We start from the raw sequence: 23,980 nt of genomic DNA, 5'->3' as shown, positions 1-23,980 counted from the left end.
AATAATAAAACTATGGTATACTTTCAAATATTCTTAAATATAGGGTGATTAGTGTTGAGAATTAATACCAATGTTAATGCTTTAAATGCTTATACTCAAGCTAATTTAAATCAACAACAATTACATCAATCCTTAGAGCGTTTAGGTTCTGGTTTGCGTATCAACTCTTCTAAAGATGATGCTTCAGGAATGTCTATTAGCAATAATCTTTTGAGTTATGCACATACTTTAAAACAAGCTAATAATAATGCAAATGATGCTATAGGGATACTTCAAATTGCAGATAAAGCTATAGATGAGCAATTGAAAATTTTAGATATTATTAAAGCTAAATCAACCCAAGCAGCTCAGGATGGCCAAACTTCAAAAACAAGGGCAATACTATTGTCAGATATTAATCATTTATTGGAAGAGTTTGATGCAATTTCTAATAATACAAACTATAATGGCATGAGTTTACTTAATGGGAATTTCATCAATAAAAAATTTCAAATTGGATTTACCTCTAATCAAGTTATACAATCAAGTATTCTTTCTACGAATTCAAAAAAAATAGGAAATACGCGCTTTGAAACTAGTGCTAATATTATTGCTGGAAATTATGGAAATATTGATGTAAAAATTAATTCTATGTTAGATGGTAAAGAATATACTATTTCAAATATTGAAATAGGTAGTGAAACAAATCAAGGAATTGGTAGTTTAGCAAATGAAATTAATAAAATAAGTGACAAAACAGGAGTTAGGGCGTATTATAATGTTATTACCAAAGGGACAAATACAATTAAGTCTGGAAATACTGGGGATGATTTTAGTATAAATGGTATTAATATTGGAAGATTGGAAATAAAAAATGGAGATTCTAATGGAGCTTTAATTCAAGCTATAAATTCCATTAAAAATGAAACAGGAGTAGAGGCAAGTGTTGATGCTTTTGGATATTTGAATTTAAAATCTTTAGATGGTAGAGGCATTACTATAAAAGATAGTTCTAATGGTATATTTGGTATAGCATCTTTAAGAAGTGTCCAAGGGGTAGTGTCTGAGGTAGAAAAATTTAAAGCAACAAGTGATGGTGGTATCATAATAAATGGAGAAGCTGTTGAAGGTGCAACTAATATAACTGATTTTATAAAAAATGTTAATAAAATTACCAATAAAACACAAGCAATGGCAAAAATTGAAAATGGGAATATTGTTTTTGTGCCTCTTGATGAAAGCAAGTCTTTGCAAATTAGTGGTAATGAAGTAAGAACAAAACTTGGCATACCATTAACAACAGTTAGAGGAGACTGGGTTGATTCATCTAAAGCTTTTATTAAAAGACCTGCGGATGAAGACAATCCACCCAGTTTAGCTTTGTATGTATTATATAATGGCGAAGATAAGCCTAGATATACTCCAAATATTAAATTAGAAGGTAAGGCAGATGGAATATATACTCTTTATGATGTAGCAGAGTGTTTCAATAGAATGAGTGCTCAAACAGGAATTAAAGCCTTTGTAGAAGAAAATGAACAAGGTCAAGTAAGATTGTGTTTTGATATGCCTGATAACGTAAGCACTATAAAAGGAATTAGCACAGGTTCAAAACCAGAAGGATCTTCAGGTGATGCATATAGTTTAGGTTTTGGTGGAAATAAAGAGCGTACAGCTGATGGAGCGAAAATGACTACTATATGTGAAAATTATGGGCGTTTATCTTTGGTGGGGTCTAGTTCTTCTGATATTTCTATTAGCGTTAATAAAGATGGTTTAGAGCAAAATGGTTTGCTTGGGATGAGCACCGATTTAAAAGGCTTCTATCAGACCAATGTAAGTTTAAAAGAAATGACCGGGACTTTAAGTTTAGAACAAGAACATGCAATGGGTTTTTATGGTTCTATTTTTGATTCTATTTTAATGGAAGGCAAAGGTTTAAGTCTTAAAAAAGCTATGGCTTTAATGGATGTAAGTGAAAATGCTATTAAAGATCTTAATAAAATCAGGTCAGATATCGGAAGTGTGCAAAATCAACTTCAAGCAACAATAAATAATATTAGTTTAACTGAAATTTCGCTTTTAAATTCGGCTTCAAATGTTAAAGATCTTGATTTTGCTAATGAAAGCATTAAATATACAAAGTTGTTTATAATTACACAAAGTAATATAAATGCACTTTATAAAGCAAATATTTTAAAATCACAAATTTTTTTTAATCTTTTTAAATTTTAATTTTTCTTGATAGCAACTATTTTTTAAAAATAAGCTGAATTTCAAAAATAATTAAGTCTTAGAAAGTTAAAATTAGGACTTTATAAACACTCGCAGGGTAAGTGAGCAACAAAGGGTTAAAAATATGGAAAAAGAAGTTATTGCGTATTTGGACAATGAGACAATAATTGACTCTCAAAGTGTGAAAGATACAAATTTAAAAGAAATTTATTTTGATAATTCTAAAGAAAGTTTAGAAGTAATCCGCCATTCTTGCGCACACTTAATGGCGCAGGCGATTAAGAGCTTGTATCCTGAGGCTAAATTTTTCGTTGGTCCTGTTATAGAAGATGGATTTTATTATGATTTTCGTGTAGAAAGTAAGATTGGCGAAGAAGATTTAGTAAAAATTGAAAAAAAGATGAAAGAACTTGCTGAAGCAAAGATTGAAATTTTAAAATATGAAATCACAAAAAACGAAGCTTTGGCTAAATTTCAAAATGATGATTTAAAACAAGAAGTTTTATTGCGTATTCCTGATGGAGCTGTAAGTATTTATAAACAAGGTGAATTTGAAGATTTGTGTCGTGGTCCTCATGTGCCAAATACGAAATTTTTACGCTTTTTTAAACTCACTCGTGTTGCAGGAGCGTATTTGGGTGGCGATGAAAAAAGAGAAATGCTTACTCGAATTTATGGAACTGCTTTTGCAGATAAGGAAAGTTTAAAAGAGTATTTAACCATTATCGAAGAAGCTAAAAAACGCGATCATAGAAAGCTTGGAACAGAGCTTAAGCTTTTTACTTTTGATGATGAGATCGGAGGAGGTCTTCCTATCTGGTTAAGTAATGGTGCAAGACTTAGATCTAAACTTGAACATATGCTTTATAAAATTCATCGTTTACGTGGTTATGAACCTGTGCGCGGGCCTGAACTTTTAAAAGCAGATGCATGGAAAATCAGCGGGCATTATGCAAACTATAAAGAAAATATGTATTTTACACAAATTGATGAACAAGAATATGGCATTAAGCCTATGAACTGTGTGGGGCATATTAAAATTTATCAAAGTGATGTAAGAAGTTATCGTGATTTGCCTTTGAAATTTTTTGAATATGGCGTAGTGCATCGTCATGAAAAAAGTGGGGTTTTGCATGGACTTTTTAGGGTGAGAGAATTCACTCAAGATGATGCACATATTTTTTGTATGCCAAGTCAGATTAAAGAGCAGGTTTTAGAAATTTTAGCTTTTGTGGATAATTTGATGAAATTATTTGATTTTAGCTATGAGATGGAAATTTCAACTAAACCTGAAAAAGCCATAGGCGATGATGAAATTTGGGAAGTAGCAACTAAGGCTTTAAAAGAAGCTTTAGATGAACAAGGTTTAAAATACGGTATTGATGAAGGTGGCGGGGCTTTTTATGGGCCAAAGATTGATATTAAAATCACCGACGCTTTAAAAAGAAAGTGGCAATGCGGAACTATTCAAGTTGATTTTAACCTGCCAAGTCGTTTTAAACTCGAATATACTGATAGCAATAATGAAAAAAAACAACCTGTAATGTTGCATCGTGCGATTTTAGGTTCTTTTGAAAGATTTATAGGAATTTTAACCGAGCATTGTGCGGGTGAGTTTCCATTTTTTATCGCACCAACTGCTGTGGGTATAGTGCCAATAGGCGAAGCACATATTGCTTATGCAAAAGAAATTCAAAAAGAATTATTAGAGCTTAATATCGATAGTGAGGTGTATGAAAAAAATGAGAGCTTGAGTAAAAAAATTCGTATCGCTGAAAAACAAAAATTGCCTATGATTTTAGTTTTAGGTGATGATGAGGTGACAAAGCGTAGCGTTGCTTTAAGAGATAGAAGAGCTAAAGAACAAAAAAATCTTAGTTTGGACGAATTTATTAAATTAGTTAAGGAGAAAATGAGTGAGGTGCACTTTTGAGTAAGGAAAAAGAAGTATTGCTTAATGAAGAAATAAGAGCGGATGAAATCAGATGTGTTGGCGATGATGGTAAGGTTTATGGTATTATCAGTAGCAATGAAGCTTTGGAAATTGCAAATCGTTTAGGACTTGATCTTGTAATGATAGCTGCAGATGCTAAGCCACCTGTTTGCAAGATCATGGACTATGGTAAATTCCGTTATCAACAAGAGAAAAAACAAAAAGAAGCAAAGAAAAAACAAAAAGTGATTGATATAAAAGAAATCAAACTTTCTGTAAAAATTGCTCAAAATGATATTAATTACAAGGTAAAACATGCTTTAGAATTTTTAGAACAAGGTAAGCATGTGAAATTTCGTGTATTCTTAAAAGGTCGTGAAATGGCAACCCCTGAAGCAGGTGTAGCCTTACTTAAAAAAATTTGGATCATGATAGAAAATGAAGCTAATCGTGATAAAGAGCCAAATTTTGAAGGTCGCTATGTAAATATGCTTGTTACTCCAAAAAAAGCTTAATCCATTTTTGTGGATAAAGCTTTTTAAAGGTTTTAAATTTTGAAAGAAAATCCTTTTTTTTTAAAAGAGCAAATCATAACTTATCTTGGAAACAAAAGAGCACTTTTAAGTTTTTTAAATAAGGGCTTTAATGTAGCTAAAAAAGAACTCGGCAAGGATAAATTTAGTTTTTGTGATATGTTTAGTGGCTCAGGTGTTGTCAGTCGTTTTGCAAAGGCATACTCGAGTTATATTTTAGCTAATGATTTAGAAGATTATTCAAAACTTATCAATAAGTGTTATCTTGCTAATAAAGACAAAGATTTACTCCAAAACCTAAAAAGGTGTTATAAAAATTTAACCCAAAATTTAGATTTTCAAAAAGGTTTTATCAGTGAGCTTTATGCTCCAAAAGATGATGATAATATTAAAAAAAATGAAAGGGTTTTTTATACTTTTACAAATGCTTTATATCTTGATACTATGAGACAAAGAATTGAAAATGAAATTCCAAAAGAATTAAAGCATTTTTTTATAGCCCCTTTAATTTATGAAGCTAGTGTGCATTCAAATACTAGTGGAGTTTTTAAGGGTTTTTATAAGGGTAAGGATGGTATCGGAAAATTTGGTGGCGAAGGACAAAATGCACTTAAACGCATTAAAGGAGAAATAGAGCTTAAAATGCCTATTTTTTCAAATTTTTCTTGTGAATTTGAAGTGATGCAAAAGGATGCAAGCATGCTTGCAAAAGAACTTGATTTTTTTGATGTGGTTTATCTTGATCCTCCTTATAATCAACATCCTTATAGTTCTAATTATTTTATGTTAAATTTAATCGCAAATTATAAAAAACCTGAAGAAATTTCTAAAATCAGTGGCATTCCAAAAGATTGGAATCGTAGTACTTTTAATAAGTCAAAATTTGCCCAAGACGCTTTATTTGAACTCATTAATGATTTAAAAGCAAGAGTGATTTTACTTTCTTATAATTGTGAAGGTTTTGTAAAAAAAGAAATTTTTTTAAAGCGTTTAAGTACTCTTGGAAAATGTCGGATTTTAGAACAAAAATATAACACTTTTAGAGCTTCTCGCAATCTTAAAAATCGTAATATCCATCTTCATGAACAACTTTATATTTTAGTTAAAAATTAAATTCTTGTTGCTAAAATTATTTTTTATTTTGCATGATTAAATTAATTTTATTTTTTCAGATGTTTTGATTTTCGAGCAATAAAGATAAGGTTGAAGAGAATAATAGTTAAAATTTTTAACTTTTTTTGTTTATAATACTTCCTTTTACATTTAAAGGATAAAGATGAAAATAAAAGTTGGGATTTTAGGAGCGAGTGGTTATGCAGGTAATGAGCTTGTACGCATTTTGCTTAATCATCCCAAAGTTGAAATTTCTTATTTAGGTTCGAGTTCTAGCGTGGGACAAAATTATCAAGATCTTTATCCTAATATCCCTTTAAATTTATGTTTTGAAAATAAAAATTTAGATGAACTTGAACTTGATCTTTTGTTTTTGGCTACTCCGCATGAATTTAGCGCTAAGCTTTTAAATGAGAATTTGTTAAAAAAGATGAAAATCATTGATTTAAGTGTAGATTTTCGTCTTAAAAATCCTAAAGATTATGAGCTTTGGTATAAATTCACTCATCCTAATCAAGAGCTTTTGCAAAATGCAGTTTATGGACTTTGCGAGCTTTATAAAGAAGAGATAAAAAAAGCAAGTTTAGTGGCAAATCCAGGTTGTTATACCACTTGTTCGATCTTAAGTCTTTATCCGCTTTTTAAAGAAAGAATCATTGATTTTAACTCAGTTATTATTGATGCAAAAAGTGGAGTAAGTGGAGCAGGAAGAAGTACAAAGGTGGAAAATCTTTTTTGTGAAGTTAATGAAAATATCAAAGCTTATGGTTTGGCTTCACACCGTCATACTCCTGAAATTGAAGAACATTTAAGCTATGCAGCCAAAGAGAAAATCACTTTACAATTTACCCCTCATCTTGTACCTATGCAAAGAGGAATTTTAATCAGTGCTTATGCAAATTTAAAAGAGAATTTGCAAGAACAAGATATATGCGATATTTATACAAAATACTATCAAAACAATAAATTCATAAGGCTTTTACCGCCGCAGTCGTTTCCGCAGACTCGGTGGGTTAAATCAAGCAATTTTGCGGATATAAATTTTAGTATAGATCAACGCACAAGGCGTGTTATTGTGCTTGGTGCTATTGATAATTTAATTAAAGGTGCAGCAGGACAAGCTGTTCAAAATATGAATTTAATGTTTGATTTTGATGAAGATGAAGGACTTAAATTCTTTGCAAATTTGTAAAGGATAAAAATGATAATACGAGCTATGCAAAAAAGTGATTATGAAGTCGTTTATAAGCTTTGGTGCGAGATAAAAGGCTTTGGGATAAGAAGCATTGATGATAGCAAAGAAAATATAGAAAATTTTTTAGATAGAAACCCAAATCTTAGCGTTGTAGCAGTGATTGATGAAGAAATTGTAGGAAGCATACTTTGCGGGCATGATGGACGCACAGGGGGATTTTATCATGTATGTGTACATAAAGATCATAGAAAAAAGGGTATAGCACACGAGATGACGAAATTTTGTCTTGAGGCCTTAAAAGCTCAAAAAATCAATAAAATCGCCTTAATCGCTTTTAAAAACAATGATTTGGGTAATGAGTTTTGGAAACATTATGGTTTTACTTTAAGAGAAGATGCGAATTATTACGATCTTTCTTTAAACGAGTATAATCAAACCAGCTTTAATATTTAAGGAATTATCATGCAAAAATATTTAGAAAAAGCCAATGTCTTAATCGAAGCTTTACCTTATATACGCAAGTTTAATTCTAAGATTATACTTATAAAATACGGTGGATCAGCTATGGAAGATGAAGAGCTAAAGCATTGTGTGATGCAAGATATAGCTCTTTTAAAACTCGTGGGTTTAAAGCCTATCATTGTACATGGCGGGGGAAAAGATATTTCTGCTATGTGTGAAAAATTAGGTGTAAAGAGTGAGTTTAAAAACGGTCTTAGGGTTAGTGATAAAGCCACTACTGAAGTAGCAAATATGGTTTTAAATCATATCAATAAAAATTTAGTCCATAGTTTGCAAAATTTAGGAGTTAAAACCATAGGGCTTTGTGGTAAAGATGGTGCACTTTTAGAATGTGTGAAAAAAGATGTAAATTTGGCTTTTGTTGGCACGATACAAAAGGTAAATTCTAAAATTTTAGAAGAGCTTTTAGAAAAAGATTTTTTACCTATCATTGCTCCTATTGGTATGGATGAGGATTTTAATACTTATAATATCAACGCTGATGACGCAGCTTGTGCGATTGCTAAGGCTTTAAGGGCTGAAAAACTTGCTTTTTTAACCGATACTGCAGGGCTTTATGAGGATTTTAATGATAAAAATTCTTTGATTTCTAAAATCAGTCTTGAACAAGCTAAAATTTTAGCTCCTAAAATAGAAGGCGGTATGCATGTAAAATTAAAATCTTGCATTGATGCTTGTGAAAATGGAGTTAAAAAGGTGCATATTTTAGATGGGCGCGTGAAGCATTCTTTGTTGCTTGAGTTTTTTACTGATGAAGGTATAGGCACTTTGGTGGGCTAAAGAATGAAAATGGATTATAAAGAACAAAGTCATATTATCCCTACTTATAAGCGTTTTGATATAGTTTTAGAAAAAGGGCAGGGGGTTTATCTTTTTGATGATAAGGCTAAAAAATATCTTGATTTTTCAAGTGGTATAGGCGTTTGTGCTTTAGGATATAATCATGTTAAATTTAATGCTAAAATCAAAGTGCAAGTGGATAAGCTTTTGCATACTAGCAATTTATATTATAATGAAAACATAGCCGCTGCAGCTAAAAATTTAGCCAAAGCTAGTTCTTTAGAGCGTGTTTTTTTTACAAATTCTGGCACAGAAAGCATAGAAGGAGCGATGAAAACAGCTAGAAAATATGCCTCTAACAAAGGTATTAAGAGTGGACAATTTATTGCTTTTAAGCATTCTTTTCATGGGCGTACTTTAGGAGCTTTATCGCTTACTGCTAATGAAAAATATCAAAAGCCTTTTAAACCTTTAATTTCAGGGGTTAAATTTGCAAAATATAATGATATTTCAAGCGTTGAAAAACGAGTAAATGAAAAAACTTGTGCCATTATCTTAGAAAGCGTGCAAGGAGAAGGTGGGATAAATCCTGCAAATAAAGATTTTTACAAAGCCTTAAGAAAGCTTTGCGATGAAAAAGATATATTATTAATCGCTGATGAAATTCAATGTGGCATAGGTAGAAGTGGAAAATTTTTTGCCTATGAGCACGCACAAATTTTGCCTGATATCATGACTTCAGCTAAGGCCTTAGGTTGTGGGCTTAGTGTGGGTGCTTTTGTAATAAATCAAAAAGTAGCAAGCAATTCTTTAGAAGCTGGCGATCATGGTAGCACTTATGGGGGAAATCCTTTGGTTTGTGCAGGAGTGAATGCGGTTTTTGAAATTTTTAAAGAAGAAAAAATTTTAGAAAATGTCAATAAACTCACGCCTTATTTAGAGCAAAGTTTAGATGAGTTGATAAAAGAATTTGATTTTTGTAAAAAACGCAAAGGCTTAGGGTTTATGCAAGGGCTTAGTCTTGATAAAAGTGTAAAAGTGTCCAAGGTCATTCAAAAATGCCAAGAAAATGCACTTTTACTGATAAGTTGTGGGGAGAATGATTTGAGATTTTTACCTCCTTTGATTTTGCAAAAAGAACATATTGATGAAATGAGTGAAAAGTTAAGAAAGGCTCTAAAGAGTTTTTAATAAATTTTGTAAAAAAAGTTTATTCTTTTCCATCTACTATAGGCACAAATAAACATTCTTCTAAAATTTCTTTTTGTAAATTTGTGCCATTTTTTCTAAGACGTGTGATGAATTGTTTGCCATTGTGTAAAATAGGAGCGACTAAAATCCCGCCATCGCTTAATTGATCGAGTAAAATTTCAGGAATTTGTGTCGCATAAGCAGAAAATAAAATTCTATCATAAGGAGCATAATTTTTCCAGCCATTTTGTCCATCATCAAATTTTACATTGATATTAAAAAGTTCTAATTCTCTGAAAGTTTGAGCGGCTTTTTTGGCTAAATTTTCTATGCGTTCTATGGTAAAAACACGCCTTATGACTTTGCTTAAAATCGCAGCTTGATAGCCGCTTCCGCAACCTATCTCTAAAATACTATCAGCATTTTTAAAATCTAAAGCCATAGTCATTTTAGCTACAGTTAAAGGTGAACTAATCCATTGAGAATTTGCCAAAGGCAAAGCATCAAGGCGATAAGCATGGGCTTTTAAAGGAGAAAAAATTTCACGCGGAATTTGACAAAAAGCATTAAAAAGCTCTTCATTGATAAAAACTTTTTGTGCAATTTCTTCAGCCATATTTTGACATCTTTTTTGTTCAAATGCGTTCATTACTTCTCCTATAAATTTAAATAAAAATTGTAACTAAAAAAGTTGAAATAGAGTTAAACTTAGCTATACTTAAATAAAAAGGAAAAAAATGCTTATAAAATTTAAAAATCATAGCCCCAAACTAGGTCAAAATGTTTTTGTTGCAGAGGGGGCTAAAATCATAGGAGAAATAGAAATAGGAGATGAAAGTAGCATTTGGTTTAATTGTGTTTTAAGGGCCGATGTTAATTTTATAAAAATTGGCAAAAGAACCAATATTCAAGATCTTAGCACGGTGCATGTTTGGCATAGGGAATTTGATGAAAAAGGAAAGTTAAAAGATGCTGGTTTTCCTACAATAATAGGAGATGATGTAACCATAGGACATAATTGCGTTATCCATGCTTGTGTGATAAAAAATCGTGTTTTAATCGGAATGAATGCTGTTGTCATGGATAATGCTTTGATAGAAGAAGATAGCATAGTGGGTGCTGGAAGCGTTGTAACAAAGGGTAAAAAATTTCCGCCACGCTCTTTGATACTTGGAAATCCTGCAAAATTTGTGCGTGAATTAAACGATGAAGAAATAAGCTTTCTAAAACAATCCGCTTTAAATTATGTGGATTTTAAAAACGAGTTTTTAAAAGATCTTCAGTGATATTTTGAAGTTTAGGTGAGAGTTTTACTTCAAATTTCACAAAACGATCAAGATCTAAAAAACTCTCATCGAGTTTTGAGATTTGCTCTTTTGTATAATCTTGAATAGTATTTAAAGATGACTTTTTAAGAAGTCTTTTTTCTTTGTAGACTAATTCTAAAAGTTCTTTGCGTTCTAAATTTTCATCTTGATTTGGGTTTTCATCAAAAACATAAAGCTCATCAAAAAGGATTTTTTGCGTGTTTTTATCATAAACCCTAAAAAGCTTTTTAAAATGAGGTAGGGTTGATTTTTCGTTATTTTCGCTGATTTTGATTTTAGGTTTTATGCCTTGATCTTCTAAGGCTGCGAGTTTATAAACGCAACTAAAAATAGGATCGCTTGAAGCAGTGATCAATCTTTCGCCTACACCAAAGATATCAATAGGTGCGTTTTGTTCTTTGAGTTTTTTAATGCTCCATTCATCAAGGGCGTTAGAAGCTATGATTTTGCATTTTTGAAGTCCTGCTTGATCAAGTTCTTGTCTGATTTTCAAACTTAACTCAAGTAAATTTCCAGAATCTATTCTCACACCGCCTTCTTGGATGCCAAATTCTTTAAAAACTTTAATCGCATTTTTAAGTCCGCTATTTAGACAATCATAAGTATCGATCAAAAAAACAGGATTTTTTGGATAAATTTTCACATAAGCTTTAAAAGCTTCAAGTTCATTTTCAAACATTTGCACCCAAGAATGTGCCATAGTTCCATTGATAGGGATATTATAAATTTTTCCTGCTAAAGTACAAGCACTTCCTATGCAACCTCCTATAAAAGCTGCTCTTGCCCCTTTTAAGGCTGCTTCACTTCCTTGCGCTCTGCGTGAGCCAAATTCTAAAATTTTACTGTCTTTAGCTGCACGCACGATACGATTAGTTTTGGTGGCAATAAGGCTTTGGTGGTTTAAACTTAAAAGTAAAAAAGTTTCTAAAAGCTGTGCTTCTATGGTTGTAGCTTTAATACATAGCAAAGGTTCGTTTGGAAAAATCACTTCTCCTTCACGCATAGCATAAATTTCACCTTTAAATTTAAAGTTAGCTAAAAAATCTAAAAATTCTGTATCAAAAATACCTTGTTTTCTTAAAAATTCTATATCTTCTGCATCAAAACTCAAATTTTCAACAAAGTCTAAAATATCTTCAAGACCTGCAAAAATAGCAAAAGATCCTGAATCTGGAATTTTTCTAAAAAATATATCAAAATAACAAATTTGATCTTTTTTATTGTTTTTGAAATAGCCTTGAGACATTGTAAATTCATAAAAATCACAAAGCAAGGCTAAAGAAGTTTTAGAAGTCATCAAAGCTTATGCTACCCTTAGAATAATTCGTTACTTTACTTTCAAAGAAATTGCTCTTTTGATCGTTAAATTTTGAAAAATCATCTACCCATTTAATAGGATGTTTTGCATTGTATAACTTGTCTAAATTGATTGCGCTTAATCTTTGATCTACAAGATAATGGATATATTCTTCTATGATATCATCAGTAAAGCCCATGATTTGATTTTGAGTGATGTATTTACCCCATTTAATCTCAAGATCTCCAGCTTTTTTAAACATATCATAAATTTTATTGATATTTTCATCATGGAACAAATCAGGTCTTTCTTTGCGTACTGAATTGATCATATTTTGAAATAATAAAAGATGTGTAATTTCATCTCTTTGGATAAAGCGGATCATTTGTGCTGAACCTAGCATTTTTCCTGCACGTGCAAGTGCGTAAATAGCAGTAAAGCCACTATAAAAATATACTCCTTCTAAAATTTGATTTGCCACCATAGCCAAAAGAAGTTTATTATCATCTACATCGCCTGCTAATTCTTCATAAATGCTTGAAATAAAGTCATTTTTTTCACGCAAAGTTTCATCATGCTTTTCCATTTCATAAATCAAATCTGTATTATCGCAAATCGCTTCTACCATAACAGCGTAAGATTTTGAATGGTTTGCCTCTTCATAAGCTTGGCGTGCTAAAACCGCATTGATTTCAGGAGCTGTGATGTAAGGATTGATATTATCTGCTAAATTATTAGTTTGAAAACTATCCATAGAAATAAGCTGACTCCAAACCAAATCATACATTCTTTTTTCACCTGCAGTTAAATTACAGCGATAATCAAGTGCATCTTTAGTTGTATCCACTTCTTTTGGAAACCAAGTATTTGCCTCCATTAAATCCCAAAGTTTTAAAGCCCAAGTATATTTTGCCTTAGTGAAATTTAAAATTCCATGTGGGTTACCATCAAAAACTTTACGATCTCCTAGGGTTTCGTTTGAGTTTGGATTGTAAATTCTTTTTCTTTGCATTTTTTAACCTTTCTTTATGCTTTGGTGGCTATACAACTTTGAGTTAAAATATCATGTAAATTTAAACGATCTTTTCTTACAAAACTGACAAATAAACCAAAGAGTAAGCCAAAACTTATAATAAATATCACATATCTTAGTAAAATTCTAAGAAAACTTAGTTTCTTTCCCGTTTTTATATCAATAAGATATAAATCATATGCTTTAAGACCTGGGCTTTGTGCCTTTTTTGTTAAAAAAATAGCTTGAATCAAACCAAATAAAAAAGTGCATAAAGTTGTGATAAAATGATTGTTTAAAAAAGCTTCTTTAGAGCCTAATATAAAATAAAATAAATACAAAATAGGAACATAAATAAGAAAAATATCTATAAGCAAAGCTCTAAATCTTAACCATCTAGAGCTAATTTTTGCTTTAGTTTTCATTTAATTTCCACGACTTCCTGGTTTTATGGCTTTGCTCCCTTTTTTACAAAGCGGACAATTTGTTTCATCATAAATTTCAAATTCAAAATTTCCTAGAGTAAAGAGTGGTAAATTTTCAGGTAATTTCGCATTATCTTTTCTTGAAGATTTTAAATTTTCTACCGCACAAAAACCACGATTTGCTAATGCTGCAAAACCTACAACAATGCCACCTAAACTTTCAATGATTTTTGCACTCTCTAAAGCACTACCACCTGTAGTAATGATATCTTCACAAATTACAAATTTTTCACCCTTTTTTACTTCAAAACCACGTCTTAAAGTCATTTCTTTATTTACTCTTTCAGTGAAGATAAAACGTTTATTGCAAGCTCTTGCAAGCTCATAACCTGCTAAAATTCCACCTAAAGCAGGAGAGCAAATGCTATCAAATTCTATCTTATAGCTTGCAATAATCTTTGCAAGTTCATCACAAAGTTTTGCTGCTAATTTTGGATCCTCTAAAACTTTTGCACTTTGAAGATAAAACTGTGAATGTTTACCTGAACTTAGTAAAAAATGCCCTTCTAAATAAGCACCACAATCTTTATAAATTTGCTCTAAATTCATCGTTAAACCTTTAAAAGTTCACTTTCTTTGCTTTTTACACTCTCATCAATTTTTGTTGTATAGGCGTCAGTAAGTTTTTGCACTTCATCATAAGCTTTTTTTGCTTCATCTTCGCTTATTGCCTTATCTTTTTCTAGTTTTTTAACTGCATCGTTGGCATCTTTGCGTATATTTCTTATAGAAACTTTTGCCTTTTCACCCATAGCTTTAGCTTGTTTTACATTTTCTTCTCTTTGCTCTCTAGTCATCGGAGGGAAAAATAATTTTACACTTTCGCCATCATTGTTTGGATTTACGCCGATATTTGCAGCTGCAATAGCGCTTTCTATGGTTTTTAGTAAAGGTTTTTCCCAAGGAGTGATGCTAATAGTTGAAGCATCACTTGCTAAAACAGTTGCTACTTGATTTAAAGGAGTTTGAGTTCCATAATAATCCACTGTAATATGATCTAAAATATGGGTATTAACTTTTCCAGTTCTTAAAGTGGTGAAGTCTTTTTTTAAGGCTTCTAAAGATTTTTCACTTTGGGTTTTTTGTTTGTTAAAAATTTCACTTAGCATTATCATTTCCTTTAATTATTTACTTGAATTAACATCGCTTGGAAGTTGTGGTGCACTTGGAGCGATAGAATTTGTGTTTGGGGTAGCAGGTGCAATAGGAGCACTTGGAATAGTAGTGTTGTTTTCTACTTTAATTTTCTCTGCTAGAGAGTCCTTGCTAGCTTTATTGTATAAATAACCAAGACCAATAGTATTTGCAATAAGTAAAATTCCCATAACAAAGGTAAATTTTGCTAAAAATCCAGCCGGTCCTTTGGCGCCAAATAAACTTTCATTGCTTCCACTATAAGCTCCAAGTCCTATACTTGAACTTTTTTGAAGTAAAACTGCTATACAAATAACTACAACGATGATAAATTGTAAAATGATTAAAAGAGTGATCATTGAAAATTCCTAAAAGTTAATTTTTAAATGATTATTTTAGCTAAATAAAACTTGAAAAGTTTTGAAACTTGATAAGTTTTTGTGAGAAAAATCCCACAAAAACTTATCTGCTATTGAAGCTTCTTAAGATATTAAGTAAAGATACGAAAAGATTAACAAAATCAAGATAAAGTGCTACTGCACCTTCGATTGGAGTTTCATAATTTCCGCGGATAATATTTTGCGTATCATAAAGAATGTAAAATGAAAATAATATTGCAGCTACTGCTGAAATAGCTAGATTAACTATACTGCTTTGGAAGAAAAGGTTTAGTAAAGATGCTGCTACAATAACGATTAATACTATAAATAAAGCTTTGCCCATAACAGTAAAATCTTTTTTTGTATTCATAGCAAATACACTAAGTCCTGCAAAAGCAACCGTTGTTAAAGCAAAAGCTTGAGCGATGATAATTCCTCCAGCTGGTAGAGCTAAAACTGAAATAAGTAAAGGTGTAAGCGTTAAACCTGAGCAGAAAGTAAAACCAAAAAGTAAAACAAGATTTAATGGAGCCTCTCTTTTTTTCCATTGCAAAGCAAATAAAAGTCCGATTTCAACAGCAAAAAGGATCCAAAAAGTTACTTGTGATTGTATAAAAAATGATGCTAAAGCAAAAATTCCTACATACGCACCTACTGTTGCAGCTAATAATGAAGCAGCAAAAAGTTGATAAGTTTGTTTAATAAAAATACTTAATTCGCTTGAGCGTGTATTTTCAAATTCTTTTGATCTTGAGTAGTCTCTATCATAAAGACTCATAAAATTCTCCTTGCAAAATTGTTAGATTTTTTAAAATCTTGAGCGAAATCTAACATATTAGACTAAATAAAAAGTTAATTTATATAATATCTTAATGCTTAAATGAAATCTTTGCTGAAATTTTGCTATAATTTCAAGATTTTAGTTTTAGGTTGGTTTTATGGAAAATCTTATTAGCGGTGCGATTAAGTTTATGCAAGAAGACTTTAAGGAGCATGAAGAACTTTTTGAAAGTCTAAAAAATAAGCAAAATCCCCATACTCTTTTTATAGGTTGTTCTGATTCTAGAGTAATTCCAAATTTGATCACTAATACGGGTCCAGGTGAGCTTTTTGTAATACGAAATATTGCAAATATAGTTCCACCTTATCGCGTTGGAGAAGATTACTTGGCGACAACTTCAGCAATAGAGTATGCTTTAAATTCATTGCATATTAAAAATATCGTCGTTTGTGGCCATAGTAATTGTGGAGGTTGCAATGCTCTTTATTATTCTGATGAAGAGTTAAATCAAATTCCTAACGTGAAAAAATGGCTTACTATGTTAGATCCGATAAAAAAAGATGTGATGATTTTTGCAAGAGACGATTTGGCTATGCGTTCATGGCTTACAGAAAAATTAAATTTAGTAAATTCTTTGCAAAATATACTTACTTATCCAGGCGTGCAAGAAGCTTTAGATGAAGGAAAAATAGAAATACATGCTTGGTATTATATTATAGAGACAGGTGAAATTTATGAGTATGATTTTAAAGCAAAAATTTTTACTTTAATACAAGATAGGAAAGTTCAATGAAAAAAATTATTTTTAGTTTATGTTTTTTTATTTTATACCTTGGAGCACAAGAATTTAAATTTATTGATGCGAATATTAGTAAAGAAGATGAAGGAATTTATGCTTTAGTTGAAAAATATGTTGATCTTAACAATCAAATTAAAGAATTTAAGAAAAACAATGATGAAAATTCAAGCACTTTTAATGGTATTTTAAGTGAATTTGAAAAAGACAAAAAGACTATTTTAGCAAAAATACCCGATATGATAGTAGGACAAAAGATTAATGAAGAGGCAGTGGTTAGATTTTTAAAAGCAAAAGAAAAATTACTAGATGTTCAAAAAAAGAATATTAATAAGCCTTACATTTATACAGATGCCACTCTTAATCTAGTTTATTTTAACATTGTGGAAAGTTTTTATTCTTCTTTGTTTGAAGTGGAAAAACTTTTTAAAAATACAGCAAGTAGTGAAGATTTAATTGCTACTGTTGATAAGGCAATGGAAAATTTACAAAATTCTTCTAGTGTAAATTTAGATAGTTTTAAAAGTAAAATTACAAATCCAGAAGAATTGGAAAAAATTACCCTAAAAGAAAGATATATTAGTAACGCTCTAGATTCTTATTCTGAAATTCTTAAGTATTTACGATCAAATGCAGATTTGCTTGAAAGTAATTATATTTTTTCACTACTTGAGCTTCAAGTTTGGATAGATCGTATAAACGAGGCAATTGGGGTAGGTTTTATTAATATCGGAAAAATAGTAATTTCTGCTTTGGTTTTAGTATTTTTTATATCTTTAAGACGTTTTTTTGCAAATATAGTATATTTTTTCCTTGTTCGGCTTTTTTATAGAAATAAAAATGATGTAGATGATATTAAAGTTATTTTTATTGAGAATATTAAAAAACCAGTGAGTTTTTTTCTCATCGTTTATGCTATTTCGATTTGTCTTACTATAGCAACTTATCCTGCACCTTTAAGTATTAATTTGAGTAATTTTTTCCACATAATTTATGCGGTTTTGATTGCATGGCTTATTTTAAAAATGCTTGATGGTTATGGAATGGTACTAGTTTCTAAGCTTGCTCAAAAAAGTGGAAAAAAAGAAGTTGTAAATTTAATTATTAAAATTTTATATTTTGTTATTATTATCATAGCTTTATTATATATCCTTGCTCAGCTTGGTTTTAATATTTCAGCTATTATTGCATCTTTGGGAATTGGTGGTTTAGCTGTTGCTTTAGCAGCGAAAGATATAATTGCAAATTTCTTTGCTTCTATACTCTTACTTTTTGATAATAGTTTTAATCAAGGAGATTGGGTAGAGGTTTCAGGTATAGAAGGAACAGTAGTTGAAATAGGACTTAGAAAAACTACTATTAGAACTTTTGATAATTGTCTCGTATTTTTACCAAATTCAACTATTATGGGGGCTAATATCAAAAATTGGAGTAAAAGGCGCATGGGTCGCCATGTTAGAATGTATTTGGGTGTTGGTTATGATGCTACTCCTGAAAAATTAGATCAATGTGTAAAAGATTTGAAAGAATTTTTGGATACAAGTGATTTGGTAGCTCACGATGAGGATAGTGCATTAAAATATGGTGATCATACGACAAAATATCGTCAAAATCTTGTATCTATTAACGATTTAGAAGGCTATAAAAATGCTTGTTATGTGGCTTTAAGTGAATTTGCAGATAGTAGTATTAATATAGAGCTTTATTTTTATACTAAAAAAATAGGCGCAAAAGATTTTAGGGAAGCTAGACAAAGCTTAATGCTTGAGTTTATGCGTATAATCGAAAAAAATGGCTTAACTTTTGCTTTCCCAAGTCGCAGTATTTATATAGAAAATTTACCACCTCTTGATTTGCAAGCAAAAGCTATAAAATAGCAAGATTTTATCTTGCTATTTTTTAAACTGGCATAACGCGTATATTTGGACTTAATTCTTCTTGTAAAATCGTTTCAATAGCATAAAGTGTTGCACCACTTCCACTAGAACAACCGCTACAAGCACCAAGATAACGAATATAAACATCAATTGCTGCACCTTCAGCCTTTTGTATATCAATCACTTCCAAATCTCCACCATCATTATGAAGCATAGGGCGAATTTCAGCATCTAAAACACTTTCAACTGCTTTTAATTGTCCTACTACGGTCATTTCATCAAAAGCCACATCACTTTTCATTGTATTTTTGAGTTTTTCTCTATCCATCTCGGCTCTGGTTTCAGCTAAAATATCTATAAGGTAATAATCTCTTTTTTCATGTCCGCCTGGCTTGATACAGGATTTGCAAAAAGCACCTGCTTTAGTATATTGTGTGATTTCTTCTACACTATGCAAATCATTAAGTTTAATCACTTCTTTAATAGTTCCAAGACTTACTCTAGCGCACTCACAAACTATAATTTGATCTTCAAAATCTTCAGGACTTATACCTTTATAATGAGCTGCTGCTTGTTTGATTACATCATAAGCCATAACCGAACAGTGCATTTTTTGAGGTGGAACAGCTGGAGTTTCTGGATTATCACGCATAGCAAATTCCACATCTAAATTTGTGATTTTTACTGCTTCATCTACAGTTTTTCCTATGCAAAGATCTACCATAGTATCGCTACTTGCTATAGCTGTACCACAACCAAAACTTTTAAATTTTGCATCGATAATTTTATCAGTTTTTTCATCTACAAGCCAAAAAAGTCTTACTGCATCGCCGCAACTTTCTGCACCAAAATCAGCTACGATCAATTTTGCATTGCGTGCTTTAGCATCTTCTTCGCTAAATTCTCCCATATGTTGAGGATTATTCATTCTATCTTGAACTTTTTGTGAATACTCATCCCAAATGGATCCACCAATTAAACTATTTTTTCCCATTTTTCATCCTTATTTGTAATTATTTGGATTATAAGCATAAGTACAAGAAATTGCTCTTAATCTCTGTGTTGCATTTTTAATTTGTTTTGCTGCATAATCAATTTCTTCTTCAGTGTTAAAACGTGACAAAGAAAGTCTTAAAGCTGTATGCGCTAAATCATGCTCCGCACCGATAGCTTCCATAATAGGATTGCTTTCTAAAGCTTCACTTGCACAGGCTGAGCCCGTACTTGCTGCTATACCATTTTTATTTAAATCCCAAAGCATTGCTTCGCCTTCAACACCTTTAATACTTGCTAAGATTGTATTAGGCACACGGTGTTCCCTTTTTCCAACAACTGTTGTATCAGGCAAGGCTAAAATTTGATCTTCTAGTTTATCTCTTAAACGGCGTATATGAGAATCTTCAAAATCAAGCATAGTATTTGCAATACGCAAAGCCTCGCCCATAGCCACTATGTAAGGCACATTTAAAGTCCCACTTCTACGACCACCCATGTGTTCTCCACCGTGTAAAAGTGGAGTAAGTTTAAGTCCTTTTTTTATAAAAAGTCCACCCACACCCTTTGGTCCATGAAATTTATGTGCCGAAAATGAAGCAAAATCAACTCCTACTTGAGTTAAATTAACCTTTATTTTACCTACTGCTTGAGTAGCATCTGTATGAAAAAGAGCGCCAAATTCATGTGCAAGTTCCGCCATCGCTTTAATATCAAAAATCATACCTGTTTCATTATTTGCCCACATAACACTTACAAGTGCTGTTTTATCGCTAATCACTTTACGTAAATCTTCTACAGTAGAAACCCCTTCTTCATTTACAGGGAGTTCTATGACTTTTACTCCAAGACTTTTTAAAAAATAAGCAGCAGCAGTAACAGCAGGGTGTTCTACGCTAGAAATAATCACTTCATTACGTTCCTTATCTAAAATATGATCAAAATACACACCCTTAAGCACCCAGTTAATGCTTTCTGTTGCACAGGAGGTTACAACTATATCATCTAAGTCATTTGCTCCAAGCCCTGCATAAAGTTTGTCCAAAGCTTCTCTTAAAGCAGGATGTGTTGTGCTTCCATATTGATGAAGGCTATTTGGATTTCCATACATATCCTTTAAAAAAGGTAGCATCAACTCATAAGCATTAGGATCAAGCATCGTCGTTGCATTGTTATCTAAATATACTTTCACTTTAAAATCCTTAATTTATCCTTAACTTTAATTAGGATATTTTTTATCTTTATTCGAAAACGGATAATAACAAAAATTTATAAAAATTAGGTTAAAAATTATAACAAAAATAAAATGTTAAAGTAAAATTTTTAAAGTGAAATATTTTGTGAATTTTATATAGTAAAAACGAGAAATGTTATTTCTTAAATTTTTCTTCGTAATACTTTACTATTTTTGAATCTTCTTTGACTGTATGTTTAAAGATAAAATCTTGAACAACGAGATCTAGCTTTTCAGTCATTATATTTACAAATTTAGCTTCACTGATGATAATTTCTTCAATTTCTAAGATAATTTTTCTGTGAATTCTTGTATGATGGTTGATATAAGGATATTCTATTTCTCTCATAAAGGCTTCTTCATCTGAAAAATGTCTATTGATCATTATCAACAACTCTCTTAAAACAATTTTTAATTCTTTTGTTTCAACATGACGTTGGCTCATTAAAGAGAGTTTTTTAGAAATTTCAAAAAGTTCTTTATGTTGATGATCTAAAAGATCATTATTCATTGAAATAATTTTTTCACTATAAATCATGGTTTTGACTGTTTTTATATTTATATTTTTTCGGGAGCGGATTATAATGTTATAATACTTAAAATTTTATTAATTACTCATATAAAAATTATTATTATTGAAATATTTATAATTTATATATTTTTTATAAAAATTATTTTAAACCATCACAGACATATAAGAGTTTAGAATTTTATTTATATTTGCTTGTTTTTGGCGACGTTCTAGAAAATTTTCTATAGAATTAGAGCGTAGTTGATTTACTTCTTCTAATCTTTGCGTGTCTTGACTTTGGTTTTGATATTGTTTTTTAAGAGTATCAAAATCATTGCGAGTTTGATCGATATAAATTTGAAATATTGAGCTTGAATTTGCAAATTCTCTTAAATCCATATCTTTTTGGTAGTTAATATATTGTTGAAAAAATACAGATAGTTTGTCTTGAGTACTTGTTTTTTTATCTATACCATTAACATAAAGATAAAGATCAAAACTCATCTTTTTTTCATTTTCTTTTTTAATGTAATCTTCTATATCCATTTCGCCTTTAAGAATTTTTTGTAAATTTTGATGAGAGCTCAGTTCTAGAGTGATAGGTTTCATAAAAAAGTTAAATTCTTTTTCATTTTGGGTTTTTATATCATGGTAAATAAAATTCATTAAAAGACCAGATTTTGATACTTCTGCATTTTTAGTTAAATAAGGTTTTAAAATTTCATTAGAAGAAGTATTCTCTATGGCTTTATTAAAATGAAAATTAGTTATTTTGTTATCTAACATTAAGGTATTTAAATTTGTGATATTGCTTAATGCTAAATCAATTTCTTCTTGATTGTTGTAAATTCTTGAAATTTGGCCCAAAAATTCTCCATTATCTGTTGAAAAACCTGATGATAGTTTTGAAATAAAATCACGATTTAAATAAGCATTATCATCTTGTAAAAATTCTGAATTTATAGATTTTAATGAACTATGATAGCTATTTAAAAGATAAGGTAGATCAATTTTATTATAATTTAAAATTTCATCTTGTTTTGCAAGTTCTTTTGCTATACTTCTAACGCTTTTAATGTTAATATCGTAAGATTCTGGTATATTGGCAATTTTATTTAAATCTTTATCGAAAAAACCTTCTTCATTGATTCTAAATCCAAATTCACTAGCATAAGTGGTATTATTAAAAATATAACTTAATTGTTCTAAGCTATTTTCATTTCCTTCTTGTTCTAAAGCTTTGCTATCTTTAATCAAATTTAGAGCAGAGTTATTCTGTAAAGGATTAGATAAAGTTAAATTTTGATACGGATTTGCCGAATTTATAGTCATTTTAAATCTTTCCAAAATATTGCTGATTTTTTATAAGCAAAAGGTGTGCCAAGTTTTTTAAAAATTAAATTCAGTCAAAAATTAGAAAACATTTGATAGTATTTAGCTTTTCTTTTAATTTGAAAAATGAAAATTTATCTAAATAAGGAAAGCGTATGCCAAAGATGAAAAGCGTTAAAAGCGCAGTTAAACGCTTCAAAGTAGGTAAAAATAAAATCAAAAGAGGCTCAGCTTTTAGAAGTCATATTTTGACTAAAAAACCTGCAAAAAGAATGCGTGATCTTCGCACAGCTAAATATGTGCATAGCACAAATGTAAAAGCTGTTGAAAAAATGCTAGGAATTTAAGTTTTTGACTAAAAGTCATTCAAACTCCCCTCTGAGATAAAATTTCAAGGGTAAGCTCCAAATTTGGACGCCACTTTATGAAAGGAAATAAAAATGGCAAGAGTAAAAACAGGTGTTGTTAGACGCCGCAGACACAAAAAAGTTTTAAAATTAGCACGTGGTTTTTATAGTGGACGCCGCAAACATTTTAGAAAAGCGAAAGAACAATTAGAAAGAAGTCTAGTCTATGCTTATCGTGATAGACGCCGTAAAAAAAGAGACTTTCGCCGTCTTTGGATTGTGCGTATCAATGCTGCTTGTAGGCTTAATGATTTAAGTTATTCAAGATTTATCAATGGACTTAAAAAAGCAGGTATTGAACTTGATAGAAAAATTCTAGCAGATTTAGCTATGAATGATGCTGCTGCTTTTGCAAAAATTGCAGAGGCCGCAAAAAAAGCACTTTAATTTTTTAGTGTAAGAATTTCAAGATTCCATCTTGGAATTCTTAAAATTCTAATAAACCCTGTAATATTAATTTTTATTTTTAAAATCATTCTTAATTTTATTCATTAATTGAATTTATAAATTTGAAGTAATAAAATCACATTTATTATATACGGTTAAATTTTTAATTATCCAAAAAAACATCCATCCTAATAATTTTAAAATTATCAGGATGAAATTTTAACAAGTAGGAGAGTAAAAACTAATTAAACTAAGGTATGATCTTTTATAAGATTACCAAAGATAATTAAACTGAGCAAATCCTGTATGGGTATTGCCATCTTTATCAAACATTCCATTATAGTTTAAACTAAAATAGAAAGCTTCATTAACAGGAACGATAAAAGAAGTGCTTACAAATTTTTGTATTCTTGGTAAATCAAACTCATCACTTACTTTTATATTTCCAAATCTAGCCTCAGCTTCTACTTTAGGATTGATATTAAACTTAGCTCCAAGTTCTACTGAAGTTTTTAAATTAGGCAACCAATCTCTAAACCAAGTAA

General features: G+C 30.6%; 25 protein-coding genes and 1 pseudogene. 13 read left to right on the top strand and 13 right to left on the bottom strand.

Features of this window, described 5'->3' with window-relative positions; genetic code table 11:
- The first annotated feature begins 51 nt into the window (after nt 1-51).
- The 8 genes from AJN60_RS01205 to AJN60_RS01170 all read left to right on the top strand — a co-directional run bounded on the left by AJN60_RS01205 (nt 52) and on the right by AJN60_RS01170 (nt 9,481).
- Entirely contained in the window at nt 52-2,214 is a 2,163-nt protein-coding gene (locus AJN60_RS01205; protein WP_070285726.1) for a flagellin N-terminal helical domain-containing protein, read from the top strand.
- 124 nt (nt 2,215-2,338) lie between these two features.
- A complete protein-coding gene (gene thrS / locus AJN60_RS01200) occupies nt 2,339-4,147 on the top strand; it encodes a threonine--tRNA ligase (protein WP_070239781.1) in 1,809 nt (602 codons plus the stop codon).
- Nucleotides 4,144-4,662, top strand: coding sequence for a translation initiation factor IF-3 (gene infC, locus AJN60_RS01195; protein ID WP_070285725.1), 519 nt, complete (start codon nt 4,144-4,146; stop codon nt 4,660-4,662). The genes thrS and infC overlap by 4 nt, the downstream gene beginning before the upstream one ends.
- Nucleotides 4,663-4,701: 39 nt before the next feature.
- Nucleotides 4,702-5,793 carry a DNA adenine methylase gene (locus AJN60_RS01190; RefSeq protein ID WP_070285724.1) on the top strand — a complete coding sequence of 364 codons (1,092 nt, stop codon included), beginning with the start codon at nt 4,702-4,704 and terminating at the stop codon, nt 5,791-5,793.
- 163 nt (nt 5,794-5,956) lie between these two features.
- Nucleotides 5,957-6,985 (top strand): N-acetyl-gamma-glutamyl-phosphate reductase, encoded by a 1,029-nt coding sequence (gene argC / locus AJN60_RS01185; protein ID WP_070285723.1) that lies wholly within the window; start codon nt 5,957-5,959, stop codon nt 6,983-6,985.
- 9 nt (nt 6,986-6,994) lie between these two features.
- Nucleotides 6,995-7,441 carry a GNAT family N-acetyltransferase gene (locus tag AJN60_RS01180; RefSeq protein WP_070285722.1) on the top strand — a complete coding sequence of 149 codons (447 nt, stop codon included), beginning with the start codon at nt 6,995-6,997 and terminating at the stop codon, nt 7,439-7,441.
- Between the two features lie 3 nt (nt 7,442-7,444).
- On the top strand, nt 7,445-8,290 hold the full coding sequence (gene argB, locus AJN60_RS01175) for an acetylglutamate kinase (RefSeq protein WP_079861562.1): 846 nt from the start codon (nt 7,445-7,447) through the stop codon (nt 8,288-8,290).
- Between the two features lie 3 nt (nt 8,291-8,293).
- Nucleotides 8,294-9,481, top strand: coding sequence for an aspartate aminotransferase family protein (locus AJN60_RS01170; protein ID WP_079861563.1), 1,188 nt, complete (start codon nt 8,294-8,296; stop codon nt 9,479-9,481).
- 19 nt (nt 9,482-9,500) lie between these two features.
- Here AJN60_RS01170 and AJN60_RS01165 read toward each other — a convergent pair whose 3' ends face one another.
- Complete coding sequence (locus tag AJN60_RS01165; protein WP_002861021.1) at nt 9,501-10,130, bottom strand: protein-L-isoaspartate(D-aspartate) O-methyltransferase; 630 nt, start codon at nt 10,128-10,130, stop codon at nt 9,501-9,503.
- 88 nt (nt 10,131-10,218) lie between these two features.
- Here AJN60_RS01165 and AJN60_RS01160 point away from each other — a divergent pair, with 88 nt between their 5' ends.
- Nucleotides 10,219-10,767, top strand: a complete 549-nt coding sequence (locus tag AJN60_RS01160; RefSeq protein ID WP_002861022.1) for a gamma carbonic anhydrase family protein — start codon at nt 10,219-10,221, stop codon at nt 10,765-10,767.
- Here the strand turns inward: AJN60_RS01160 and AJN60_RS01155 are convergent.
- The 7 genes from AJN60_RS01155 to AJN60_RS01125 form a co-directional block, all read right to left on the bottom strand.
- Entirely contained in the window at nt 10,736-12,109 is a 1,374-nt protein-coding gene (locus tag AJN60_RS01155; RefSeq protein ID WP_079860411.1) for a nicotinate phosphoribosyltransferase, read from the bottom strand. The genes AJN60_RS01160 and AJN60_RS01155 overlap by 32 nt on opposite strands.
- Entirely contained in the window at nt 12,096-13,118 is a 1,023-nt protein-coding gene (locus AJN60_RS01150) for a ribonucleotide-diphosphate reductase subunit beta (protein ID WP_070239791.1), read from the bottom strand. Before AJN60_RS01150 ends, AJN60_RS01155 begins: the two co-directional genes overlap by 14 nt.
- A 14-nt stretch (nt 13,119-13,132) precedes the next feature.
- Nucleotides 13,133-13,543 carry an RDD family protein gene (locus tag AJN60_RS01145; RefSeq protein WP_002870659.1) on the bottom strand — a complete coding sequence of 137 codons (411 nt, stop codon included), beginning with the start codon at nt 13,541-13,543 and terminating at the stop codon, nt 13,133-13,135.
- On the bottom strand, nt 13,544-14,152 hold the full coding sequence (gene pyrE, locus AJN60_RS01140) for an orotate phosphoribosyltransferase (protein WP_070285719.1): 609 nt from the start codon (nt 14,150-14,152) through the stop codon (nt 13,544-13,546).
- A gap of 2 nt (nt 14,153-14,154) precedes the next feature.
- Nucleotides 14,155-14,718, bottom strand: coding sequence for a ribosome recycling factor (gene frr / locus AJN60_RS01135; RefSeq protein WP_074470019.1), 564 nt, complete (start codon nt 14,716-14,718; stop codon nt 14,155-14,157).
- Between the two features lie 9 nt (nt 14,719-14,727).
- Nucleotides 14,728-15,096 carry a preprotein translocase subunit SecG gene (secG, locus tag AJN60_RS01130; protein WP_052859085.1) on the bottom strand — a complete coding sequence of 123 codons (369 nt, stop codon included), beginning with the start codon at nt 15,094-15,096 and terminating at the stop codon, nt 14,728-14,730.
- A gap of 103 nt (nt 15,097-15,199) precedes the next feature.
- Nucleotides 15,200-15,895, bottom strand: coding sequence for a Bax inhibitor-1/YccA family protein (locus AJN60_RS01125; RefSeq protein WP_002851668.1), 696 nt, complete (start codon nt 15,893-15,895; stop codon nt 15,200-15,202).
- A 160-nt stretch (nt 15,896-16,055) separates the two neighbouring features.
- Here AJN60_RS01125 and AJN60_RS01120 point away from each other — a divergent pair, with 160 nt between their 5' ends.
- A complete protein-coding gene (locus tag AJN60_RS01120) occupies nt 16,056-16,691 on the top strand; it encodes a carbonic anhydrase (RefSeq protein ID WP_070285718.1) in 636 nt (211 codons plus the stop codon).
- Nucleotides 16,688-18,571, top strand: coding sequence for a mechanosensitive ion channel family protein (locus AJN60_RS01115; protein WP_070285717.1), 1,884 nt, complete (start codon nt 16,688-16,690; stop codon nt 18,569-18,571). The genes AJN60_RS01120 and AJN60_RS01115 overlap by 4 nt, the downstream gene beginning before the upstream one ends.
- A gap of 22 nt (nt 18,572-18,593) precedes the next feature.
- Here AJN60_RS01115 and AJN60_RS01110 read toward each other — a convergent pair whose 3' ends face one another.
- The 4 genes from AJN60_RS01110 to AJN60_RS01095 form a co-directional block, all read right to left on the bottom strand.
- Nucleotides 18,594-19,565 carry an iron-sulfur cluster assembly scaffold protein gene (locus AJN60_RS01110; RefSeq protein ID WP_070285716.1) on the bottom strand — a complete coding sequence of 324 codons (972 nt, stop codon included), beginning with the start codon at nt 19,563-19,565 and terminating at the stop codon, nt 18,594-18,596.
- Between the two features lie 9 nt (nt 19,566-19,574).
- A complete protein-coding gene (locus AJN60_RS01105) occupies nt 19,575-20,756 on the bottom strand; it encodes a NifS family cysteine desulfurase (RefSeq protein ID WP_002870653.1) in 1,182 nt (393 codons plus the stop codon).
- Nucleotides 20,757-20,934: 178 nt separating this feature from the next.
- Nucleotides 20,935-21,336 carry a hemerythrin domain-containing protein gene (locus tag AJN60_RS01100; protein ID WP_070233471.1) on the bottom strand — a complete coding sequence of 134 codons (402 nt, stop codon included), beginning with the start codon at nt 21,334-21,336 and terminating at the stop codon, nt 20,935-20,937.
- A 138-nt stretch (nt 21,337-21,474) separates the two neighbouring features.
- The gene (locus AJN60_RS01095; protein WP_070285715.1) at nt 21,475-22,641 is read right to left on the bottom strand and encodes a hypothetical protein; all 1,167 of its coding nucleotides are present in this window, start codon (nt 22,639-22,641) and stop codon (nt 21,475-21,477) included.
- A 155-nt stretch (nt 22,642-22,796) separates the two neighbouring features.
- On the opposite strand from AJN60_RS01095, the gene rpmI reads away from it, so the two are divergent.
- Complete coding sequence (gene rpmI, locus AJN60_RS01090) at nt 22,797-22,988, top strand: 50S ribosomal protein L35 (protein WP_002777995.1); 192 nt, start codon at nt 22,797-22,799, stop codon at nt 22,986-22,988.
- Nucleotides 22,989-23,081: 93 nt separating this feature from the next.
- A complete protein-coding gene (rplT, locus tag AJN60_RS01085) occupies nt 23,082-23,435 on the top strand; it encodes a 50S ribosomal protein L20 (RefSeq protein ID WP_002851731.1) in 354 nt (117 codons plus the stop codon).
- Nucleotides 23,436-23,708: 273 nt separating this feature from the next.
- Here rplT and AJN60_RS01080 read toward each other — a convergent pair.
- A pseudogene (locus AJN60_RS01080) lies at nt 23,709-23,980 on the bottom strand (autotransporter outer membrane beta-barrel domain-containing protein); the annotation flags it as partial.

The organism is Campylobacter sp. BCW_4323 (genome assembly GCF_001763115.1).
GTDB classification, from domain to species: Bacteria; Campylobacterota; Campylobacteria; order Campylobacterales; family Campylobacteraceae; genus Campylobacter_D; species Campylobacter_D jejuni.
The sequence above is the reverse complement of the archived record's forward strand: the minus strand, read 5'-3'. Positions and strand labels throughout refer to the sequence as shown.